This is a genomic window from Fibrivirga algicola, from assembly GCF_011742925.1.
GTDB classification, from domain to species: Bacteria; Bacteroidota; Bacteroidia; order Cytophagales; family Spirosomataceae; genus Fibrella; species Fibrella algicola.
Genome location: NZ_WAEL01000010.1, coordinates 24713 through 46536, shown reverse-complemented (window position 1 = coordinate 46536; position 21824 = coordinate 24713). Strand labels below are relative to the sequence as shown.

At 53.4% G+C, this 21824-nt stretch carries 15 protein-coding genes; 1 reads left to right on the top strand and 14 read right to left on the bottom strand.

Annotated features, from left to right (window positions below):
* Positions 1–251: 251 nt before the first annotated feature.
* The 14 genes from F7231_RS22850 to F7231_RS22785 all read right to left on the bottom strand — a co-directional run bounded on the left by F7231_RS22850 (position 252) and on the right by F7231_RS22785 (position 20665).
* Positions 252–1466, bottom strand: a complete 1215-nt coding sequence (locus F7231_RS22850; protein WP_166693686.1) for a helix-turn-helix domain-containing protein — start codon at positions 1464–1466, stop codon at positions 252–254.
* Between the two features lie 38 nt (positions 1467–1504).
* A complete protein-coding gene (locus F7231_RS22845) occupies positions 1505–2182 on the bottom strand; it encodes a hypothetical protein (RefSeq protein WP_085412543.1) in 678 nt (225 codons plus the stop codon).
* Between the two features lie 146 nt (positions 2183–2328).
* A complete protein-coding gene (locus F7231_RS22840; protein WP_166693685.1) occupies positions 2329–4770 on the bottom strand; it encodes a TonB-dependent receptor domain-containing protein in 2442 nt (813 codons plus the stop codon).
* Positions 4771–4910: 140 nt separating this feature from the next.
* Positions 4911–6332: a S41 family peptidase gene (locus tag F7231_RS27785; RefSeq protein ID WP_166693684.1), complete on the bottom strand. Its 1422-nt coding sequence runs from the start codon at positions 6330–6332 to the stop codon at positions 4911–4913.
* Between the two features lie 312 nt (positions 6333–6644).
* On the bottom strand, positions 6645–7982 hold the full coding sequence (locus F7231_RS22830; protein ID WP_085412540.1) for a TldD/PmbA family protein: 1338 nt from the start codon (positions 7980–7982) through the stop codon (positions 6645–6647).
* A gap of 82 nt (positions 7983–8064) precedes the next feature.
* Positions 8065–9705 carry a TldD/PmbA family protein gene (locus F7231_RS22825; protein ID WP_166693683.1) on the bottom strand — a complete coding sequence of 547 codons (1641 nt, stop codon included), beginning with the start codon at positions 9703–9705 and terminating at the stop codon, positions 8065–8067.
* Positions 9706–9740: 35 nt separating this feature from the next.
* A complete protein-coding gene (locus F7231_RS22820; protein ID WP_166693682.1) occupies positions 9741–10376 on the bottom strand; it encodes an ATPase in 636 nt (211 codons plus the stop codon).
* Entirely contained in the window at positions 10373–10615 is a 243-nt protein-coding gene (locus F7231_RS22815; RefSeq protein WP_166693681.1) for a M20 family metallopeptidase, read from the bottom strand. Before F7231_RS22815 ends, F7231_RS22820 begins: the two co-directional genes overlap by 4 nt.
* A gap of 96 nt (positions 10616–10711) precedes the next feature.
* The gene (locus F7231_RS22810) at positions 10712–12352 is read right to left on the bottom strand and encodes a TldD/PmbA family protein (protein WP_085412536.1); all 1641 of its coding nucleotides are present in this window, start codon (positions 12350–12352) and stop codon (positions 10712–10714) included.
* A gap of 146 nt (positions 12353–12498) precedes the next feature.
* Complete coding sequence (locus tag F7231_RS22805; protein ID WP_085412535.1) at positions 12499–13845, bottom strand: TldD/PmbA family protein; 1347 nt, start codon at positions 13843–13845, stop codon at positions 12499–12501.
* Between the two features lie 110 nt (positions 13846–13955).
* Positions 13956–15599 (bottom strand): TldD/PmbA family protein, encoded by a 1644-nt coding sequence (locus F7231_RS22800; protein ID WP_085412534.1) that lies wholly within the window; start codon positions 15597–15599, stop codon positions 13956–13958.
* A gap of 260 nt (positions 15600–15859) precedes the next feature.
* On the bottom strand, positions 15860–18232 hold the full coding sequence (locus F7231_RS22795) for a M12 family metallo-peptidase (protein ID WP_166693680.1): 2373 nt from the start codon (positions 18230–18232) through the stop codon (positions 15860–15862).
* 496 nt (positions 18233–18728) lie between these two features.
* A complete protein-coding gene (locus F7231_RS22790) occupies positions 18729–19796 on the bottom strand; it encodes a hypothetical protein (protein WP_229370262.1) in 1068 nt (355 codons plus the stop codon).
* 83 nt (positions 19797–19879) lie between these two features.
* Entirely contained in the window at positions 19880–20665 is a 786-nt protein-coding gene (locus F7231_RS22785; RefSeq protein WP_166693679.1) for a helical backbone metal receptor, read from the bottom strand.
* Positions 20666–20849: 184 nt separating this feature from the next.
* On the opposite strand from F7231_RS22785, the gene F7231_RS22780 reads away from it, so the two are divergent.
* The gene (locus F7231_RS22780; RefSeq protein ID WP_085412531.1) at positions 20850–21740 is read left to right on the top strand and encodes a GLPGLI family protein; all 891 of its coding nucleotides are present in this window, start codon (positions 20850–20852) and stop codon (positions 21738–21740) included.
* The last annotated feature ends 84 nt before the right edge of the window (positions 21741–21824 follow it).

Sequence of the window (21824 nt, the reverse complement as noted above, 5' to 3'; positions counted from 1 at the left end):
GCCAATCTGCGCCCAGATAGCGCTGTAGTACTCCTCAATGCAAACCAGCCTACGAAGGTTATCAGCAGGGTTAGGGGCGACAAAGAGGCAAAAACAAAAATTTTCCGAAAAACTATGCGGCTATTTTCAAACCACGAAACCTTTTCCTTTTCTCCGTGGTTTTACCCATAACTATCACAGAAAGCCCGTCAGCCATCATGCCGACGGGCTTTTTTTGTATTGATTTCGACAGGCAGTCTGGATCGCCCTAGTTAGGCCGTAAACTCTTTTGGCGACGTACCCGTAAATTTTTTAAACGCCCGGTTGAAGGTCGCTTTTGAGTTGAAGCCACAGTCGAGGGCCAGGCCCAGGAAACTCAGGTGCGCATTGGCTGGGTCACGTACCTGCCGCTTGAACTCATCAACGCGGTACTCATTCACAAAATCATTGAAATTTTTGCCCGCCCCCGCATTGATTACCTGCGAGAGTAACACCGGGTTGGTGTGCATTCGCCGCGCCAGATCAGGCAAGGCCAGATCTGGTTCCAGATACGGCTTTTCGCTGTTCATAAAGTCCAGCAAGGTTGAGAGCCGTTCGGGCAAGTCGGGCAGAATGGCGGGCACTTTTGCCTGATCAGCGGATTGTGTAGGTACGTTCGCCTGACCGGTGGATTCCGAACCATTGCCTTCGATTAACGCTGGCACGTTACCCTCCGGTATAACGGGATCACTACCGGCCAGCTCAGGTTTGAATACTAATTTCCGGGCCAGTTGTGTTTGGGCATAGCCTTCGATGCTCACATAATAGATCAAAACAACTCCGGCGAGGTTTCCCCACCAATCCTGCCAGAAGGAGAGATCGAGCCACATATCGACCAGCGTCACAGTCAGGCTGATCGTAGCGGTGACAATCAGGGCAACCAGGAAATTGCGATACCAGCGAAAACTGATGGTGTCGGTTTCAGAAAACTGGTGCTTGATCCACCGCCGATAACCCCGGTATAATTGAAACGATAAGTACAGATACACGTATTGCTGTACAATCAATACCACGAATTCAATGTTACCCAGTTGAAGCGGATTATGCACGTTCGTTTCCCACTGTTGTACGAAAGCCGGCCCCTGTGCAAACACAGTGACGTGATAAACCCAATGAAGGATAAACGGCAACGCATGCCAGCCATCACGAAGTCGAAATCGAAAGGTGGCGTCGAACTGACTTTTGAGGTAGAAATAAATAAGCGGCCCCAGCAGGTAGCCTACATCACGGGGAAAAAACTCCAATTGCTGCCATAAGATTTCGATACCACCGAACCCGAGCATATACACCCAAATCTCGAAGCAAAGGCCCACCAACACGCCCCCAAGCAGTTTATCTGACAGCCGTTCTTCACGGTACCCCCTTATCCACAAGAGAATAGCATAGACCCATCCCTGTACAAAGCCAAACAGTAAGGGGGTTGAATAAGCGGAGAAGTAAAACGTCATGGATAGATCGGGTGTTGGCGGGAAACGAAATGGCTAAACTAGTCGAGATCAATTACTCTACCTGCGTCTTCTTTTTTTACGACCAGAAACGGCTTGCCTGCGTCGATGCGCTTGCCACTCATTACCACATCTACCTGCTCACTATTGGCTAGATAAAGCTTTGTACCGACTGGAAATGAGAACCGTTTGTTACCTTTTGGCCCAATCATAAAACCGGTAGTACCATTTCCAGTTGCAGTAGGTTCGTAACTGATCAGCGTTAGTTTTCGGGGTAATAAGCTTGTGCTGTGCAGCACGAATGTAATCTTCCCAGCGTTGGCCTCAACCGCGGGTTTATAATCTCGTGTTTTGTCGGCAGTGCCCTCACCCGTTGTCAGGGTTTTCCCCCCATCCGCTGCTGACACGGTCAGGATCAACCCTTTGGTTGTTTCGCCGTCGTTACTGAAATAAAGTTTAGAGCCAACCGGCCAGTTACACGGAATGGTTTCCCGCTTATTCATGGTAAAGCCATAAGCTATACCCGGCCCCTCGACCCGGAACATGCGATGATAGCCAAGCGTATTCTTCAGCATGAACGATACCCGGTCAGTTGTCGCGTCGCCCGATACAGATGCGATGGCTACCGGTGCAGGTGCGTTGGGCGTTTGGGCGGGCGTAGTCTGAGTGGCACCTAGTACGAAACTGTAGGCAAATGCGAGTGTGACGATTGATTTCATGAGCTATGTTTTTGCGATTAATTGTGACAAATTTGGCTGCAGCAGGCGTGGTGAATCGCCTCAAAAAAGAAGTTGAGACACGTTAATTCTAGTTATATCAGGGAGGATAATACCCTGCAAATCGACTTCAGTCAGATAGATCCCGGTTACAGATTCCCCTTCGTTTTGATACGCTCGGCGCCGGTGTTGTCTTTCCGCTCGCGGGCACCTTTCACCTCGTTGTTCCCGAAACGGTAGCTGAACCGGATGGTAGCGCGGCGGCTTTCCCACTTGCGGTAAATATCGAATTGCGCACCGCTGGCAAACTCGCCCGCCTGTTTCCACCGCATGGTGTTTAGCAGGTCGTCGATGCCGAAGCTGACCCGGCCGCGACCATCCAGTACCTTCTTCTGCACATTCAGGTTCAGGGCGCCCAAGCCACCAATCTGGTAGATCGTCTGGCGGGTTGGAGCGTTCCAGAAGCCCGACACCTGCGCTTCCCATACTTTCGAGAGCGTAAACGAATGCTGCATGTACCCCTCGAACGCAAACGCCCGCTGATCGAACGATTGGCCTGCGGTGATGCTGCCCTGATACCGGTTCCAGGTAGCCCCGGCGTAGAGGTAGGCGTTCCACCATTTGGTGATGGGCAACGGCGTGTTTACCGACAGGTTCAGCACGTTCGCTTTGCCCACGTTGGCAACTGTTTGGTAGCCCGTCAGGCCCTCCTGCCGAATGACGTCGGTCGAGAAATCGCTGGTTGAACTGTAGGCGATTTTCACCGTCATCGCCCATTTATAGGTGTAGTTCAGTTCGGCATTGTGCGTATAGGCAGGGCGCAGAAATGGATTGCCGCGCTGACTGGTATACGGGTCTATCTGGTACACAAACGGATTCATGTCCTGGTAATTGGGCCGCCCAATCCGCCGACCGTAGTTGACCGACAGCTGCCCGTTTTTCGATACCTGGTACTGCACGTAGGCCGTTGGAAACAGATTCAGGTACGTGGTATCGGGGCGATTGATGGTGCGATTGAGCAAATCGGTTGACCGGCCGTTTACCGTCGAATTCTCAGCTCGAAGCCCCGCCTGCAGGGTCAGTTTGCCCACCTTCCGGTTCAGCGAGGCATAGGTGGCCGTCACGATTTCGCGGTAGGTGAAGCGGTTAGTGCGGTTTACGTCAGGTTGGGCGGGTGTACCGGGCTTCTCGAAACCCGTGAACGCCAGCAGGTCGTTATCGGTATCTACGTCGGTGTGTTTGAGCCCCGTTTCCAGTGTCACTGAAGCATCGGACCGGTGGCTTTTCCATTCTTTCGTCAGGTCAGCCCTGACCGTCAGGATCGTGATGTCGGTGGTGGCATCGAAGCGGTTTTGGCGGGCGAATAGTGGCTGACCTTCCGCGCTCGTGTACTCGCTGGTGATACGGCTGGGGGCGGTGTTGCCAAATTTAGTATAATCGGCATCCACATACAGGTTCAGGCCCAGCGTGTCGGTATACTGGTAGTTGAGGGCCGCGTTGATCCGGTTGTTCTGACTGGGACTGTCGACCCGGTTGGTCAGGCTCGAATCGGGCATGGCGCGCTTACCGAAAATATTGGTCGTGGTGTACGTACCGAACTGGTTATTGGCCCTGTTGCCCGCTACGATCAAGCCGATGGTATGACGCGTTCCGATGGTATAATCGGCACCCGCTTTATAGACGCCCGCCCGCGTTCCGTCGGAATCGAACCCACGTTGGAGAAATTGTGCTCCGCTCAAGTATCGGTTGATGCTTACGTTAGTGTTCTGGAAATTGTCGCTTCCCGACAGGTTGCCGAACAGGTTCAGGCGTTTGGCGCGGTAGTTCAGGTCAACGGCGGCATTGACCCGGTAATGATCGCTTTGGCCATAGCCTGCCGACGCATTACCGTTCAGACCCAGACTTTTGTCACGCCGGAATTTGATGTTGATGATCCCCGCTCCGCCCTGTGCATCGTACCGCGCCGAGGGGTTCGAGATCAGTTCAACCGTGGCGATGTTGGCCGCTGGCGTTGCCCGAAGCAGATTGGCCAGATCACGCGCCGATAGGTTCGATGGCTTTCCGTCGATGAATACGTTCACGCCCTGCTTACCCGCCATCCTGACGTTATCATTCGGATCGATCACCACACCGGGGGCCTGCTGAAGTAGTTCGTAGGCGGTTTTGCTCTGCGCTGAGGCATTAGCCGCCACGTTCAACACCGTCTTGTCGGCCTGCTGTTCTACGTAAGGCTTACTGGCCCGGACCGTCACCGCAGTCAGCGTCTGAGCTGCTGATCGAAGCACGATAGGTTCCAGGTACGTTGCCTGACCAGCCTGCACCAGTACGTCGTTGCTCGTGGTGTTGATCATACCCACGAACGACGCCTGAACCCGGTAAGCGCCTTCAGGTACGTTGCTAAACGTGAAGCGACCTGCCTCGTCGGCCACGGTGCCTTTCACAAAGGTGGAGTCGACAGCGCGAAGCAATTTCAGCGCAGCAAATGAGGCGGGCGTGTTTCCAGTGTTCTGAACAGAACCTGTAATGGATTGGGCTGTGGCGAAACCCATCACCATGCATACCAGAAAAGCGGAGTAGAGCAGACGTACCATTGGTCGGATCAGCAGCGGCACGTTGGTCGACGTTGACCAGTTGGTGCGCTGAATGATGAACCAAAGGTGGTCGATGCCCCCTCCCCGCTCGCCTCAGCTTTAATTTGAGACGCCTCAAATCATAAATTGAGCCTAACCGGCTATTTCTTCTGACTGACAAGCTGACTTTTCAGGTACGTTGCTGCGCGTTCCAGCACGGTATCATGGCCACTGATGAGGTCGGTTACCATTGGTTTTACCTCTATATCGGGCAATACACCGATGCCTACGAAATCGGTACCGTTGGCGTAGGTGTCACGTTTCGTACAAATTCGGGCAGAGCCGCCGCCCGGCAGGCTGAGCGGTAAAGGCTGCCCCGTACTTCCGGCCGACGGTTCACCGATGATCGGAATTTTCCGTCCGGTAAGCTGCTTTACCAGAATCAGCATATCTTCGGCCGCCGACCCGGTGTTGTTTCCGGCCAGAATCACCGTAGGCACCAGCAGTTTGGGGTCAGATACGTCACTTTCAAACGTATTTGCGTCAGGGGTATACCAGAACTCACCCTTTGCCGTCTTCACTGATCGACCATACCACTCATCCTTCTTTAGCTTGGTGGTGTCAACCGCTTCCTTCATCATGTATGTACCCCATGCCTTGTACGCAGCACGGTGTTCACGGGTGCGCCAGGTTGAACCAAGTAGCTGCTTTTGCTCTGTGAAATAATACAGGATAGCCGCTCCGGTCCCGGTGCTACCGCCCCCATTTTGCCGGATGTCGAGAATGATACCCTTCGCCTGTCTCAGCTGGGGCAGCATGGCTTTAAACTCATCAATGATTTTATCGTCGCCAAATGAGTTGAGTTCTACCCGGGCAACATCACCGGGCATCATCGTCAACGTCGACAGTTGCCACTTGGGTACGCTGCTGCCATTGCCATTGATCCAGGCAGACCCATCACGCTCGCGCTGAGAAAACATACGTGAGTTATAGGTCATCACCTTACCCTCTGGTGTACGCAGGGTCATGGGATACAAAGTGGTGGTGTCAGCAGTAGCCATCCAGAGCCGCCTCATGGCCGAATTCCACTTTTCATGCTCAGCCGACGCAGACACATAGGGAAATACCTGCTGTTCGAGGTACTGCTGAAGGGGTTGCCCATTAACAGTTAATAACTGGGAGCCCACTGGCACTGAGTCAGATAGCCCTTTCAACACGCGCGACACATACGCTTTCTTATCTATAATAATATACTGAAGGGGGACGTACGTAGAAAACTTGTAGATCGAAAAGGGACTATATATGTTGGTGTGCCCATCCTTAAGCAAGGCACAAAACCGCTCCATGGTGCGGTAATACTCGAAGTCATTTTTAGTTGCCAACACCTGCGGGATGTAGGCCCGGTAGGCACTATCCCAGTTGATCCTGGCTTTGTCGAAATAAGCAAAATTGTATTTCGCTTCTGACCAGAAAGTGCTTAGACCGTATAGTTTTTCAGTATCGGTAATGGTAGCTGGCCGAACCACCTGCGCGCGGAGCGTAATGGACAACAGCAGACTCAGGAATAGGTAGAGGAGTTTCACAAGCAGTTGGAGTTGAGTTTTGGCAACTAATGTAAAGATGCTCATTTAATAAGTCAGGTTGCACGAAGGTTTATTGACGCCTGTTTCAAACCTGCCCACCTGGTGTTTGATCGGTAGGCTATTCACAGGCATGCCTATCAATAAGCCTACTCATTCAGTCGTGCCGGGCATTTCGAATTACGCCCCTGACGCCGAGCGTTTCGAACAATACGGGTATAAGACAAAAAAAGTGGGTATGTCAACGATAACTTCCCCGTTGACATACCCACTTTTCCGTAGCCTCGCCGAACCTTGTTTCGACGTACCTAGCCGCTATACTGCATCAGACAGACTACTAAAGGTAAACTCGCGAATTTTCATGGTTGGAATCAGGTAATTGGTGTCTGATTCGGTGCTGACAACGCGCTCGGGCTTACCCAGCATTTCGAGGTTATTCAGCATGATGATCGGGCTTTCATTAAAGCGGAAGTTTTTCACAGCATGCTTGATCTTACCGTTCTCGATATAAAACGTCCCGTCGCGGGTGAGGCCCGTGAGTAGTAGCGTTTGCGGATCGACGGGGCGGATATACCAGAGTTTGGTGACCAGAATACCGCGTTGTGTACTCTTGATCATCTCTTCGAGCGAGGCCGTACCGCCCGCCATAATCACGTTATTGGGGAACGGTACTGGTTTTACTCCTTTCTTCTGCGCCCAAAACCGTGAGTAGGCCATGTTCTTCACCACGCCCTTCTCAACCCAGTTCATCTTTTGCTGCGCCTGTCCATCGCCCGCCCAGGGAGAAGCGGGCAGTTCGGCATTAGTCGGGTCGGAATAGATGGTGACGCGGGGATCAACGATTTTTTCGCCCAGCTTGGTCTTACCGCCGGGCTTGCTCAGAAAGCTCCGTCCTTCATCGGCCGAGCGGGCATCCATGGCGAAAAACACGTTTTCGAGCAGAACGGCCGCCGCAGTAGGCTCCAGAATAACCGTGTATTTGCCGGGCTCCAGGGCTTTGGCATCAGCCGAAGCCGAGGCTTTTTGCATGGCAATGCGCGTGGCGGCAGCGGTATCCAGCTTATTCACGTCACTGAACCCTTTGATCACATACCCGGAGCCTTTGCCATCGTCGGTTCGTACCGTGAGGGAAAAATTCACGTTGGTATCGGGGTAGTACGCAAACAGTCCCTTCGAGTTCATCATGGCCTGGTAACCGTGATAATCTTCCATGAATCCGGCGGCGGTTAGTTTAGCGGCGCGGGTCAGCTCCAGGCTTTTGGCAACGGCTTCGGCGCGGGCATCGGGGGTGATGTTGGCCGTGCTTGCAAAATAGCCGTTACTTTTCAGGTACGTCTGCGGGCCAAGAACACCCATGTATTCCGGATTTTCGGGGGCTAGTTTAGCCAGCTCTTCCGCCCGACGTACCACTTTTTCCAGCGACGCATCGTCGAATTCGTCGACCGTAGCCGTTCCCACTCGTTTGCCAAATGCCGACTGTACCACTAGATTCTGGTTGGCTTTGGCACCGCTGGTCGAGACTTCATTACGGGCATAGCGGATATTGCCCCGCTTCTCACCCGACAGGTTTACTTCGCACTCGTCGGCCTTCGAGTAGCTCAGCACTTTGGTCAGCAGGGCTTTAGCCTCTGCTTCAGTTAAGATTGTTGCCATGTTTGGGAAGTTTCAGGTACCAAGTTTCAGGTGTCAAGTGCTTTGCTTTGTCGGCGGAGCATTTGACACCTGAAACTTGACACTAAATTTTACGGGCTGTATTGATCACATTGACGCCATTGAACCGGGTGGTACTCGATCCGTGCGAGACAGCACTTACCTGTGAGGGTTGCCCTTTGCCATCGAAGAACGAACCACCGAGGCGATAGTCGCGGTCATCGCAGATGGCGGCGCACGAGTTCCAGAACTCCTGGGTGTTCGATTGGTACGCCACGTCTTTCAGCATACCGGCAATCTGCCCATCCTTGATTTCGTAATACAACTGGCCACCAAACTGGAAATTGTACCGCTGCTGATCGATTGAGAACGACCCATCGCCTACGATGTAGATGCCTTTTTTCACATCCTTGATCATGTCCTGTACCGACAGTGGCGTTTTCCCCGCGGCCAGCGATACGTTGGGCATCCGCTGAAACTGCACCGTACCCCACGAGTCGGCGTAGCAACAGCCGTGCGATTCTTTCTCGCCGATGATCGCGGCCTGGTCACGGATGGCCTGGTAGTTTACCAGCACCCCATCTTTCACCAGATCCCAGCGCTTGGTTTTCACGCCCTCGTCATCGTAGCCCACGGCACCGAGTGACCCATCCTGCTGCTTGTCGGCAAAGAAATTGACCAGCTTACTGCCATACTGAAAATTCTTCGATTGCCATTTATCGAGCGTAGCAAAGGACGTACCTGCGAAATTAGCTTCATAGCCCAGCACGCGGTCCAGCTCCAGCGGGTGACCTACCGATTCATGGATGGTCAGCCAGAGGTGACTGGGGTCGAGCACCAGGTCATACTTACCTGCTTCTACCGACTTGGCCGATAGTTTTTGCTTGGCCTGCTGAGCGGCGGCCGTTACATCTTCGAGCATGTCGTAGCCCTTGCTGTAGCGGGTGGTGATGCCGGCAACCTTGTCTGATGGGTTCACCTGCAGGTACTCATAGCCCATGCCCATAGGTGAGCTCAGCGCGTTGCGCGTTTCGAACTTACCCGATTTTGGGTCGATACACGTCACGTTGAAAATAGGCCAGATGCGGTGCACATCCTGATCGGCGTAGGTGCCATCGCTCGAGGCGAAGTACTTCTGCTCGTTGACCATGAACAGCACTGAGTTTACGTAGTTCGCCCCGTTCTTCATGGCTGCCGCGTTTACGCCCAGCAGCAGATCTACTTTCTCCTGAATGGGCACCTCAAACGCGTTTTTCTTGATCGGCGCCTTCCAGCTTACTTCGCCATAGCCCTTCTGCGGAGCCAGCTCAACCGGTTTTTTCATCAGGCGCGAATTGGCTTTGGCAATAGCCACGGCCTCTTCAGCCGCCCGGGCCACATCGGCTTCGTTGCGGGCATCGACCAGCGCCGAGAAACCCCAGCAACCGTTAGCGATAACGCGAACGCCTACACCGTAACTTTCGGTGTTGACGATGTTCTGCACTTTATCTTCCCGCGTAACAACGAACTGGCGCAGGTAGCGGCCAATGCGGACGTCGGTGTAGGAGGCTCCTTTCGCTTTGGCGGCGTTCAGAGCGGCATCGGCGAGGCGTTTCTTCACGGCCACATCGAGGCCGCTTTCAAGCAAGACAGCCGGGTCGACTTGTCGACCGAAGGAAGAAACGTTGGGCAACAGAATACCTGCGGCACTCAGACCCAGCAACTGATTAAATTCTCGGCGGTTCATTGGTTTTCAGATAAAAGGGTGGATACGTATTCAGATTACGCACTTCCCCTGTCGAAAGATGATCGGGTGACACCTGGCGTTGCATCAGCCGAAGCTGCACCAACGTGTCTGGATAAATTTGTGGTAATCCAACCGGGCAGGGCCGATGCCTGATTACGTACCTGACCGCTGACCCGCTGGTAGCTAAGCGCTGGCCGGTTGGCCATATCGAGCAGCGTGACCGAGTCGGGTTCGTCGAAGAAGTGAGCCAGTACCGATAGTCCGGCCACGTACTTCCTCCGGATTGTTTCTTCGTTGACGAATTGGCCACCCTGCGCCTGTCGATTACGGACACGTTGATAGAGCAGACTCAGTTCATCGACAGCCAGAAACAGTAGCCTGAATTCATAACCGGCCTGTTGGATGGCCAGGTAGTACTGCCAGGTTTCTATATCGTGCAGGGTTGTTTCAACGGCAAAGGACGTTCGGCGACGCAGGTGGCGTTGAACGCGTTGCTGTGCTTCATCATGCGCCAGTTGCAGGGCTACCTCCAAATGGGTCTGTTCCCGTTGCAATTGACCGGCAATATCGTCGGCACTGACGAGCTCCAGCCCGTTTGGCAGGTACAACGAGGCGATGGCTGACTTACCTACGCCATTGGCTCCCGCCAGCAGGTAGAAGAACGGTTTCATGAGGGTAGCGGCTCCAGGCGACCATCCGAAAACTCACTGACAATCTGCCCATTAACGACGACCAGTACGGGAAGCCCCTGACTGAACGCCTGCGTACGTACCTGACGGTACACCTCGTCGGCCAGGGCATTTAGCTCCTGGTCGCTCATCGTCTCAATAGCCGTTGCAGCCTGTCCAACGAGCGATGATACAGCAGCAGAACCACCCTGTGGCGAATCAAAATCAAACAGTGATTCCATAAAAGTGAGTGGACTGTTTCCCGTTTACCAGCGAGCGGCTCATTCACGGTATTGTGCATTGCCAACGCGGCAGTAAACGGAAAACAGTCTACTCGTTTAAATCTTCCTCGCTGTGTTGATCACGTTCACTCCATTGAAGCGGGCCGTAGCGCTGCCGTGTGACACCGCACTCGACTGTGAAGGCTGACCCTTACCGTCGTTGAAGGCACCACCCAGGCGGTAATCGCTCTGATCGCAAACGGCCGAGCAGGAGTTCCAGAATTCGCGGGTATTAGCCTGATACGCTACGTCTTTGAGCATACCGACGATTTCCCCGTTCTTGATTTCATAGAAGAGCTGGCCACCAAACTGGAAGTTATACCGCTGCTGATCGATCGAGAACGACCCATCGCCAATAATATAAATGCCCTTCTTGACGTCTTTGATCATGTTTTCGACCGACAGCGGCGTTTTTCCGGCCGCCAGCGATACGTTGGGCATGCGCTGAAACTGTACCGAACTCCAGTTGTCGGCGTAGCAACAGCCATGCGACTCTTTCTCGCCAATGATGTGTGCCTGGTCGCGAATGGCCTGGTAGTTTACCAGAATACCATCTTTCACCAAATCCCATTGCTTGGTGCCCACACCTTCGTCGTCATACCCAACGGCACCCAGTGAACCCTCCTGCCGTTTGTCGGCTATCAACGTTACCTCCTTGCTACCATAGGCGAAATTCTTCGACTGGAGTTTCTCCAGCGTAGCAAAGGACGTACCTGCGTAGTTGGCCTCGTAGCCCAGCACGCGGTCCAGCTCCAGCGGGTGACCTACCGACTCGTGGATGGTCAGCCAGAGGTGACTGGGGTCGAGTACCAGATCGTACTTACCGGCTTCGACTGACTTGGCGGTTAATTTTTCCTTAGCCTGTTTAGCCGCCAGGGTGATGTCTTCCAGCATGTCGTACCCCATTTTGTACCGGGTTGTCACGCCGCCGACTTTATCGCTCGGGTTGGTCTGCATGTAATCGTAGCCCATGCCCATGGGTGAGCTCAGCGAGTTACGGGTCGAGAACTTACCGCTCTGCGTATCAACGGCCGTTACGTTGAAGCTCGGCCCAATCCGGTGAATGTCCTGATCGGCATAGGTGCCATCGCTGGTAGCAATGTACTTCTGCTCATTGACCATGAACAGCACCGAGTTCACGAAGTTGGCCCCGTTTTTCATCGCTGCGGCATTGGCTGTCAACAGCAGGTCCACTTTCTCTTTAATGGGCACTTCAAACGCATTTCGCTTGATCGGCGCCTTCCAGCTTACTTCGCCGTAGCCTTTCTGCGGAGCCAGTTGAACGGGCTCGGTCAGCAGGCGTGCGTTGGCTTTGGCAATGGATACGGCCGTGGCGGCGCACTTGGCAACGGTGGCTTCGTCTTTCGGATTGGCTACAGCCGCAAAGCCCCAGCACCCGTTGACAATCACCCGAATACCCACCCCGTAGGATACGGTGTTGATGATACCCTGCACCCGATTCTCACGCGTGAGCACCGACTGGTTCAGATACCGGCCAATACGGACATCCGAGTAGGTGGCGCCCATCGCTTTGGCGGCGTTTAGACCGGCATCGGCCAGGCGTTTTTTCATCGCCACATCGATGCCTGGTTCAAGCAGCGCTTCGGGCGAAACAGAATGAGCAAAGGCAGGGACGGTAGGCATCAATATGCCAGCGGCACCCATGCCGAATAATTGGTTAAAATCGCGGCGGTTCATTGGTTTGATAGTTGACAGTGTAAGTTGAGAACGGTTCTGATAGGACATCCACCCAGCGGCATAGACATCAACTATGCGTTTGAACCGGCGTAGAGACGCACTATTTTGCCGCACCGGCGGACCGGTCTCTGCATTCGCGTCAGCAACTATACCGCGTCTGACAAACTACTAAACGTGAAGTCACGGATTTTCAGCGGCGGCACTAGGTTACCGCTGATGCGTACGGGCTTACCCATCGCTTCCAGGTTATTCAGCATGATGACCGGACTTTCGTTGAAGCGGAAGTTCTTCACCGGGAATTTGATCTGACCATTCTCGATGTAGAACGTCCCGTCGCGGGTAAGGCCGGTGTAGAGCAACGTTTGGGGGTCAACGGCCCGGATGTACCACAGGCGCGTCACCAAAATCCCTTTCTCCGTACTCTTGATCAAATCCAGTAGCGACTGGGAGCCGCCAGCCATGATAAACGCACCCGGCGGTGGAATCGCCTTCACGCCTTTTTTGTCGGCCCAATAGCGTGAGTAGTACATATTCTTCACAACACCCTTGTCGACCCAGGTTACTTTCTCCTGCGGACGGCCGTCGGCACCTCCGCCCCCACGACCACCGCCGCCACCGCCAAAGGCCGACGTTGGAATTTCAGGGTTTGTCGGGTCCGAATAAATCGTTACGCGCTCATCGAATAGCTTTTCGCCCAGCCGAGTGCCGCCCCCCTTCTTGCTGAGGAAACTGCGTCCTTCGTCGGCATTCCGGGCGTCCATACTACCCATCATGTTTTGCAGCAGATCAACCGAAGCGGCAGGCTCCAGAATAACCGTGTATTTACCGGGCTCCAGCGCCTTGGCGCTCACCGACGCCAGGGCTTTCTGCATGGCAATCTCGGTAGCCTCTTTCGTGCTGAGCTTCGATACGTCAGTCACATCGCGGATGGCGTAACCAGAGCCCAGCCCATCGGCCGTGCGGACCGTAATCGTAAAATCGACCGAGGTACCTTTGTTGTATGCAAACAGCCCTTTGCTGTTTCCAATCGCTGAAAATCCGGTCGAATCCTCCAGATAGCCAGCGGCCGTCAGGTTCTTCTTCCGGCAGGGATCAAGACTGTCGAACGCCGCCTTAGCCCTATATTCAGGATCAATTTTAGCGGTGTTTTCCGAATAGGGATTCGTCGTCAGGTACGTCTGTGGCCCCAGCATCGGCATGTATTCCGGATTTTCGGGAGCCAGTTGGGCAATCTCCTCAGCCCGACGAACGGTTTTTTCCAGCGAAGCATCATCAAACTCATTGATGGTTGCCGTACCAGACCGCTTGCCATAGACCGATGTTACCGCCAGTGCCAGGTTATTGCTTTCGCCACTCGTCGACACCGAGTTGCGCGCATACCGGATGTTACCTGTGCGCCCACCCGACACACTAACGGCTGTTTCGTCCGCCTTGGCGTAACTCAACACCTTGTCGATTATCTTTTTTGCTTCCTCTTTGCTTAAAATAGCCATGTTGATAGAAATTGGGCCACGGGTTACCTGGAGGTAGCCGACCTACACAACGATTTTTTTAGATCTCTGCGTAGCTCTGTGCATCTCCGGGTAGCTCTATGGCATACTGTTTAGATTTTCCGTCCGGTATTGATCACGTTGACACCGTTGAAGCGGGTAGTAGGACTTCCGTGTGAAACGGCGCTTACCTGCGAAGGCTGGCCTTTCCCATCGAAGAACGACCCGAACAGGCGGTAATCGTCTTTATCGCAAAGCTGTACGCACGAGTTCCAAAACTCCTGCGTGTTGGCCTGATACGCCACATCGTCGAGCATACCGACCACTTCGCCATTCTTTATTTCGTAGAAGAGCTGACCGCCAAACTGGAAGTTGTACCGCTGCTGATCGATCGAATATGACCCGCGACCAATGATATAAATGCCTTTTTCAACACCCTTGATCATATCAATGACCGAACGCTTCTCGGTACTGGGCTGCAGCGATACGTTGGGCATCCGCTGGAACTGCACTGAATCCCAGTTGTCGGCATAGCAGCAGCCATTCGACTCTTTCTCGCCCAGGATAGACACCTGATCGCGGATGGCCTGATAATTTACCAGCACTCCGTTCTTGATCAGGTTCCATTCTTTTGCGGGTACGCCCTCGTCGTCGTAGCCAACCATGCCCAGGGAGTTGGGTTGCTTTTTATCGGCCACGATGTTAACCAGATCGCTACCGTACTTGAACGACTTCGTTTTCCATTTGTCGAGTGTGGCAAACGACGTACCTGCGTAGTTGGCTTCATAGCCTAGTACCCGGTCCAACTCGGTCGGGTGACCAACCGATTCATGGATCGTCAGGCCGAGGTGGTTCGGGTCGAGCACCAAGTCATATTTACCAGCCGCAACCGTCTTGGCGGTCATTTTCTGCTTCGCCTGCTTCGCCGCCAGGGTGGCATCTTCAACAATGTCGTACGAGTTGCGGTAACCAACCAGTCCGTTGGGACCAGGTATCTTCTCCGACGCCAATCCGTCCAGGTATTCGTAGCCCATCCCCATTGGTGAACTCAGGGCGTCGCGGGTTTTAAATTTACCAGCCGCCCGATCAACTGCCGTTACGGTAAACGTAGGCCAGATGCGGTGTACGTCCTGATCGATGTACGACCCATCTGTCGACGCAAAGTACTTCTGTTCGTTGATCATGAACAGGTTTGAGGTCACAAAACCCGCCCCGTTCTCCAGCGCCGCATTGTTAGTCCGCAGCAACAAATCAATTTTCTCTTTAACCGGAATGGCGAATGCATTTTTCTTGATGGGTGTTTTCCACGACACCTCGCCAACGCCTTTTTGCGGGGCCAGCACCACCGGCTCAGTCTGAATTTTCGAGTTGGCTTTGGCAATAGCTACGGCCGTCTCGGCACATTTGGCAATGCCTTCGGGCGTTACGTCGCTGGTAGCCGAAAAGCCCCAGGTCCCATTGGCAATGACCCGAATACCTACCCCGAACGATTCGGCGTTGCTGATGTTCTGCACCTGCTTCTCACGGGTAAACACGTACTGTTGCAGGTAGCGGCCAATCCGAACGTCGGTATACGACGCCCCCCGGCTTTTGGCCGCGTTCAGCGCAATGTCGGCCAGCCGTTTTTTTGTGGCCACATCCACTCCGGGTTCCAGCAGTTGCTCAACCGATACGGTGCTCCCGTAAACGGGTATGCTACCGACTAGTAAGCCCCCCACGCCCAGTCCAGATAGGTTGATGAAGTTTCTTCTATTCATATAGAACGGATTGTATTGATTTATTGGGCAAACACACCAAAAAGCAGCACAATCTACGGCCTACACGGCCCACAGACAACTTTTTGTGATAAATGGCAACGTGATTTATACGATATAGCTTACCGCAAGTACCCCAGCAGACCGGTCGTAGACGTGAGGCAGCCAAAAATTGATCTGGCTAACTCCGTAAACTAGTCTGGTACGCAACAAAAAGGTCCAAACCATGTGGTTTGGGCCTTTTTGTTGCGTACCAGACTAGTTTACTGCTTAATAAACTGACGACTAATTGTCCGGCCTGACTTACCAACCATACGAATGATGTATAGACCCGTTGGTAAGGCCGATACGTCGATCTGCTCGCTTACCCGGTTCATACGCTGCGTAAGTTTGAGCACGCCTTTTGCATCATATATACTGTAGGTAGCTGCACCGCCCACTTCTTCTGCATTAGTAACCTGAGCATTCATAATCGGCCCAACCGGGTTCGGGTAAAGCAGGAACCCATTGTTTTTACTAATTTCTCCGCTATCAGCCAGTTGGTTAATCAGCGCGGCTGGCGTGGCAAACTGGACTGTGGCCGAATATGCCGAGCAGTTGGCCTTTACTTTCCACTGGTAGATACTGCTCCGTGTAAGCCCCGTCAGTGTATAAGTAGCGCTGGTAGTTGCGGGGCTGGTGGTCCATTTTTTGGCCGACGACAGCTTATACTGTACCGTGTAATTGGCCGCACCCGGAATCGCGGTCCAGGAAAGACCGGCCGACGTAGCCAGTAGATTGCTGGTAGTCAATCCAGTAGGGGCGGCACAGTTAGTCGCATTGGTAGTAAAGTTCACGATTGCCGAATACCCCGAACAGTTGGCTTTTACCTGCCATTGATAAGCAGTTCCCGCCTGTAAGCCCGTAAGCGCCTGCGATGCACTAATGATGGGGCCTATTGTGGTCCAGGCACTGGCCGACGAGGCTTTGTACTGAACCGTATAGCTGCTAGCACCGGTCACGGCGCTCCAGGCCAGCGTTGCCGATGTGGTAGCAAGCGTAGTTGTGACCAGATTGATCGGTGCATTGCACGTACCTGCCCCCTCAGTAGTGAACGAAGCTGTGGCTGAAAAAGCGGAACAATCGGCTTTAACATGCCAGTCGTAGGTTTGCCCCGACAATAGCCCGCTGATCGACAGCGTAGCTGCCGCTGTCGTACCTGCACTAAGCCAGGTAGCACTACTGCTGAGTTTATACTCGACTGAATACTGAGTAGCATTGGGCACGGCCACCCAATTCACGATTGCCGATGCGCTACCAATACCGCTGGTTGTCAGACCAGTAGGTCCAGCTCCCGTTGCCGTTGCCGCTACGCACGAGGCATTCACCAGCCGCTGCCGGATCACGTTGCCAGGCTGAGAGCCAAACCCGTTTACAAAATTAATTCCGGTGGAAGTCAGGTGGCAGTAGCTCATAATAGTGCCGCCATTGGTTGGAGCTGGCCCGGCCGGGCACCCCCCCTCTGTGGTATAGCAATTGTCGAGTGCCCCACCGGTCCAGCCACACCACTGCGTGTGGTTCGATCCGAAATTATGGCCCAGTTCATGGGTCACCACCTCTACTGTCCAGGAATAAGTTGGCACCGCCTGATAGCTGTTGTAGATCTGGCTGACCCCAAAGCCATACGATTTATTGCAGAGCACATCCAGGTAGGCAACACCGCCGCCAAGGCTACGAGTCGACAGGAAATGAGCCAATGTTCCATTATAATTTGTGCCAGTACGCGTTCTGAAGGCACTGAGTACATTACTGGTAGTGGTATAGGAAACGTACGGATCAGCTGAGGTATACACATTGATCTGCGAGATCTGAATGTCTATGTTCTCATTCTGATACAGCGTGGCAACCTGGTTGAAGAAGCCCGTCACATAATTGGTTACGTTAGTCACGTTCGACCCCTTATCGAGGTACAACTGGTAATCGCACTCAAAATAGACCGTCACGGTCTTACAGGCGATCCCACTACTTCCAAGACGACCACCGCTCGGAACATCTTTATCCTGCGCACTACAGCTGAAGCCCGATGGCACTTTTAAGTCTTTGTCGTTATACAGCAGATGGTCATCGGATTTGTCTCCGAGTTTCCCCAGTACGTAATTGCCTTTGGCGGTGGCAATCATGCCCATCAGTTCACCGTCGAACAGGCTGATCGACACGGCTGAATTTTCGTCGCCCTGCACAATACCCCGGTAGTGTACGCCACCTTTATAATCGATATCCTGCTGTGAGTTTACCCCTAACGTACCCAGCGCAAAATCGTCGGAGGTGACGTCGACGCGGGCCAGCTCAAGTTTCAGGGGCGTGTCTCCTGCCACCGGCAACACCAGTAACATAGTTGGGCGGGGGCTGTTTATCAGCCGATTCAGTGTTCCCTGGTTGAGGCGCAAGAGCGTACCATCACTCAGTGTCTGCTGGTTCTGTCGGTAGGGTGTACCACCCAGAAATGGCGTTTCGGTTTCGAACGTATGCCCCGGACGTACTTCGTTCAACCATTTTGCTACTCCCCGCTGCGCAAAACCGGGAGTTATAAGACCAACAGTCAGTAAACTTAAAAGAAGCCACTGCACTAGATGTAAGCGAGTAAAGCGGTGTTTCATGATACCTTATTGTGTTTTTGAATGGTTGGAAAGTGGGCAAACTAGTTACCAAAATAGTGATAAACAAACTCAGTATTGATACACAAACAAATTAGTTAATTATACAGACTATCAATCTGTAGTGTATACCTGATACGTTAGCCTGTTCCCCATTTTAATCCGCAATAAATGTTCCACAATGCATCGTCAGGCTTACCAAATAATGTCGACAGGCAGAGTTTAAGAACTGCTTATTACTTGCTGTAGAAATGAAGCAGACGCTTGACCAGCCAGTTGGTCAGGTTGCCCAATGTTGACCCATTAGTAGTGCGGTAGCCGTTATCATCGGGTGTACGGTTGACCAGATGGCCTCACAATTAGATTGACTATCCAATGGCTACATGCGCGTCTATAGTACACCTAAGCTGGGTACGTACCTATATAAACGAGCCGGTCTGGGTACGTAACAAGAAGTTGTTACGTACCCAGACCGGCTCGTTGTTACTCGCTGTACGGTTTATTGATATTGAATATAGAGCGGTTTTGGCGTCAGTGACAGCACTTCCGACGGGGTCATCAGGTGCGGCACTTTATGCTTCGAACGCAGATCTACTTTTTTCAGGTCGTTCTTGTAAAACAACTTGAAACCGGTGTACTGCACGGGCTCCGTCTGAATGTAGTCATGGTACGTGTCGCGTTTGAGTGACGGCGGTCCCCAACCATCCATGTGCATCACGATCTGTACATTCGGGTCGAGCTTGATATTTTTGTAGTTGGTCACCATACGGCGCGTAAACCGGTGCACAACCAAAATTTTGGGCGGTAACTTCTTGTCTTTAACGATACGGCTCAGAAACTGCACAGCCTGATTAACGTCAGCGGCATCGTACGTACCGATTTTCGACCCTGGACGAGCACCCGTTTTCATCGAAAATTCGGGGTCGATACCGAGGTGAACGTAGGGTAGCTCAATGTAAGGTTTCAGGAACTCCATTTCGGGACCGAGCGGGGCCAGGCCAACCTGAATATCGAGGAAGCAGATTGCATTGTGCTCGGCGGACCAACGGATGACTTTGCGAATCGTCTTGTCTGACATCCGCATGCTATAATAGCCATTCTTACCGGGCGAACCCTGCGCTGAAATGGCGACGAGGTGCAGCGCTTTCTGGATAGGCGTTTTGGCCGAATCCTGCTCAACCCAGGGTATAGCCTGCTGGTCGAGTTTGCGGAGCATTTCGTCTTTCGGGTATTCGCCCAGGATACCCATCTTTTTTGAGTGAGGGTTGCCGTAGAACGCCAGAATACGCTTGCCAGGTAGGATCGCACCCGTGATTTTCGGGCCGATCGTTCGCAACGAATCAAGGGGCGACAGGGCTGCACCCGCGGCAGCCGTGGTGTCGGTCGTGGCGGGTTTGGTTGTCGACGTATCGGCAGGTAACGTGGTGGCGGAATCGACGGGAGCCGACTCTGAGGTGGTAGTGACTGTACTGTCGGTGGCCGTCTGGTCTTTACCGGCTTTCGACTGGCACCCCTGCCCCAACCACAGGGCCGAGAACACAAGTACGGGTAATGCTATTTTCATCATGGGGTGAAAATTACGAATGCCTACTGATTAATCCGGTAGGCCAACAGGTTAAATTGGGTACTATTTTTTTGTAACGCTTCATCTTACCCGATCAGGTTACTGCGCAACTTCGCGAAATAGCGAGCCGCATGCAACAGCCGACTTCCATACCAGCTAAACAGTTCGCCGTCGACCAGTTGTATATCGGCATCAGGGCAGTATTGCGCCAGTTCGCCGATGTGCTTTTCACGGAACGGATACGGCTCCGACGACAGGAATAGCAAATTTGGCCTGGCCCGTTGCAAATCGGCTTCAGTAACAACCGGATAACGTACCCACTCCGCATTCGGCCAATTTGGATCGGAAAAGGCATTACTAAAGCCTGCTTCGGCCAGCATGGCATCGATAAACGTGTCACGGGCGGCTACCATCCAGGGCTTACGCCAGATCAGGTACGCCACTGATGGCCCAGTGCTTTCGCCTACCAGTCGGTTAGCAGCAAAAGACGCACCAATTTGTCGGGCCATAGCGTCGGCGGCAGCCGCCCGACCCACCAGCCCCCCCACCTCACGAATCATAACTAGGGCGTCGGACAGGGTTTTCACATCCGTAACATGCACGGGCGCAATTGGCCGCAGGGCCTGCACATCGGCTTCTGTATTTTCCTCATAATTGGCTAAAATCAGCGTCGGTTTTAGGGCCGCTATCCGATTGATGTTCACGTTTTTGGTGCCGCCAATGAGGGTGCTGGCAGCGACTTTATCGGCCGGGTGAGTGCAGAATTTGGTTATGCCGACCACCTCCCGGGTTAGGCCTAGATCGAACAGCAGTTCGGTTTGGGAGGGCACTAGCGAAACAATACGCTGGGAAGCTTGAGACAGACGATTCATGGGCTGTTGACCAGTGATTACGCCCCGACAAACAGGGGCACATTAGTAAACGGGCAGACGGTTAGTAGGTTGCCAAGCTACGCAATTCCCCGGTTGTCTACACATACGCTCATCTCATCGGCAGAAGACCGCCATTTTGCGTCAGCACCGTGCAACGTTCTTTCTAAATGCGCTACTTTACACTATGAAACTCTATCACATCTCGATACTGGCCATGAGTTCGCTGCTGACCCAGGCGGCTCTAGCTCAGACATCGGCCCCATCGTCGGGCACAATCGCGTATGAAACAATGCGCCGGATCGACCCGTCGGCCATGCGCATTAACATTAATGGTCAGGAGATTAGGCCAGGTGGCACGCTCCCAAACGGGCAAACGTTCAACGTACCTGAAACAATGGAAGGCACCGAAAGCTACCGGTTTGCCGGGCAGTGGGCCATGCGTGAGCCAATGGATCGCCGCAACATGATGCAGATGGGTTTCCGGGGTGGTGGCGGCCCGGGCGGCGGTGGACCAGGTGGTGGTGGCGGTGATGGCGGCGGAGGTCAGCAGGGCCCAACGGCCGAGCAGCGCCAGCGGATGGAGCGGATGCGGAATATGCGCCCCCCGATCGAAGAAACGATGCACACCAATCTGGCAACCGGCAAAGCGTACACCATTACAGCCCTGGCCATTGATTCGACCCACAAGGACTACTACCAGTCTGAACAGCCCGTTTCACGCCCGGCCGATTGGGAAGTGACCAGCAAGACAAAGAAAATTTTGGGCTATACCTGCCAGCGGGCTACCTGCACGGTGAAAGATCAGCCCTGTACCATCTGGTTCACCACCGAGTTACCCTTTACATTCTCACCCGCCCCGAACTTTACGCCTGACAAAGGAGTAGTGCTACTCATTGAGAGCGACGACCTGTTGTATCGCGCGACGAAAATAAGCGCCGGCACCGTTGACGAAGCCAGTCTGAAACCAAGCTCGTCGGCTAAGCCAGCTACGAAAGAAGAACTGGCCGAGATCCGTCGCAAGGCTATGGCTACCTTCCGGCAGCAGAGCGGTATGCAGATGCAAATGCGTAATTAATTCAAATTGTCATAGGCTTACGTGAGCGGCCTTTGTCTCGTCTTTTCAGGGCGCAGATAAAGGCCGCACAAGTATAGTACCCCA

Coding starts and splice junctions, on each gene's coding strand:
- F7231_RS22820 (WP_166693682.1), bottom strand. CDS start 10,376: ATGAAACCGTTCTTCTACCTGCTGGCGGGAGCCAATGGCGTAGGTAAG.
- F7231_RS22810 (WP_085412536.1), bottom strand. CDS start 12,352: ATGAACCGCCGCGATTTTAACCAATTATTCGGCATGGGTGCCGCTGGC.
- F7231_RS22790 (WP_229370262.1), bottom strand. CDS start 19,796: ATGATGAAAATAGCATTACCCGTACTTGTGTTCTCGGCCCTGTGGTTG.
- F7231_RS22785 (WP_166693679.1), bottom strand. CDS start 20,665: ATGAATCGTCTGTCTCAAGCTTCCCAGCGTATTGTTTCGCTAGTGCCC.
- F7231_RS22805 (WP_085412535.1), bottom strand. CDS start 13,845: ATGGCTATTTTAAGCAAAGAGGAAGCAAAAAAGATAATCGACAAGGTG.
- F7231_RS22840 (WP_166693685.1), bottom strand. CDS start 4,770: ATGGTACGTCTGCTCTACTCCGCTTTTCTGGTATGCATGGTGATGGGT.
- F7231_RS22800 (WP_085412534.1), bottom strand. CDS start 15,599: ATGAATAGAAGAAACTTCATCAACCTATCTGGACTGGGCGTGGGGGGC.
- F7231_RS22795 (WP_166693680.1), bottom strand. CDS start 18,232: ATGAAACACCGCTTTACTCGCTTACATCTAGTGCAGTGGCTTCTTTTA.
- F7231_RS22845 (WP_085412543.1), bottom strand. CDS start 2,182: ATGAAATCAATCGTCACACTCGCATTTGCCTACAGTTTCGTACTAGGT.
- F7231_RS22815 (WP_166693681.1), bottom strand. CDS start 10,615: ATGGAATCACTGTTTGATTTTGATTCGCCACAGGGTGGTTCTGCTGCT.
- F7231_RS22850 (WP_166693686.1), bottom strand. CDS start 1,466: ATGACGTTTTACTTCTCCGCTTATTCAACCCCCTTACTGTTTGGCTTT.
- F7231_RS22830 (WP_085412540.1), bottom strand. CDS start 7,982: ATGGCAACAATCTTAACTGAAGCAGAGGCTAAAGCCCTGCTGACCAAA.
- F7231_RS22825 (WP_166693683.1), bottom strand. CDS start 9,705: ATGAACCGCCGAGAATTTAATCAGTTGCTGGGTCTGAGTGCCGCAGGT.
- F7231_RS22780 (WP_085412531.1), top strand. CDS start 20,850: ATGAAACTCTATCACATCTCGATACTGGCCATGAGTTCGCTGCTGACC.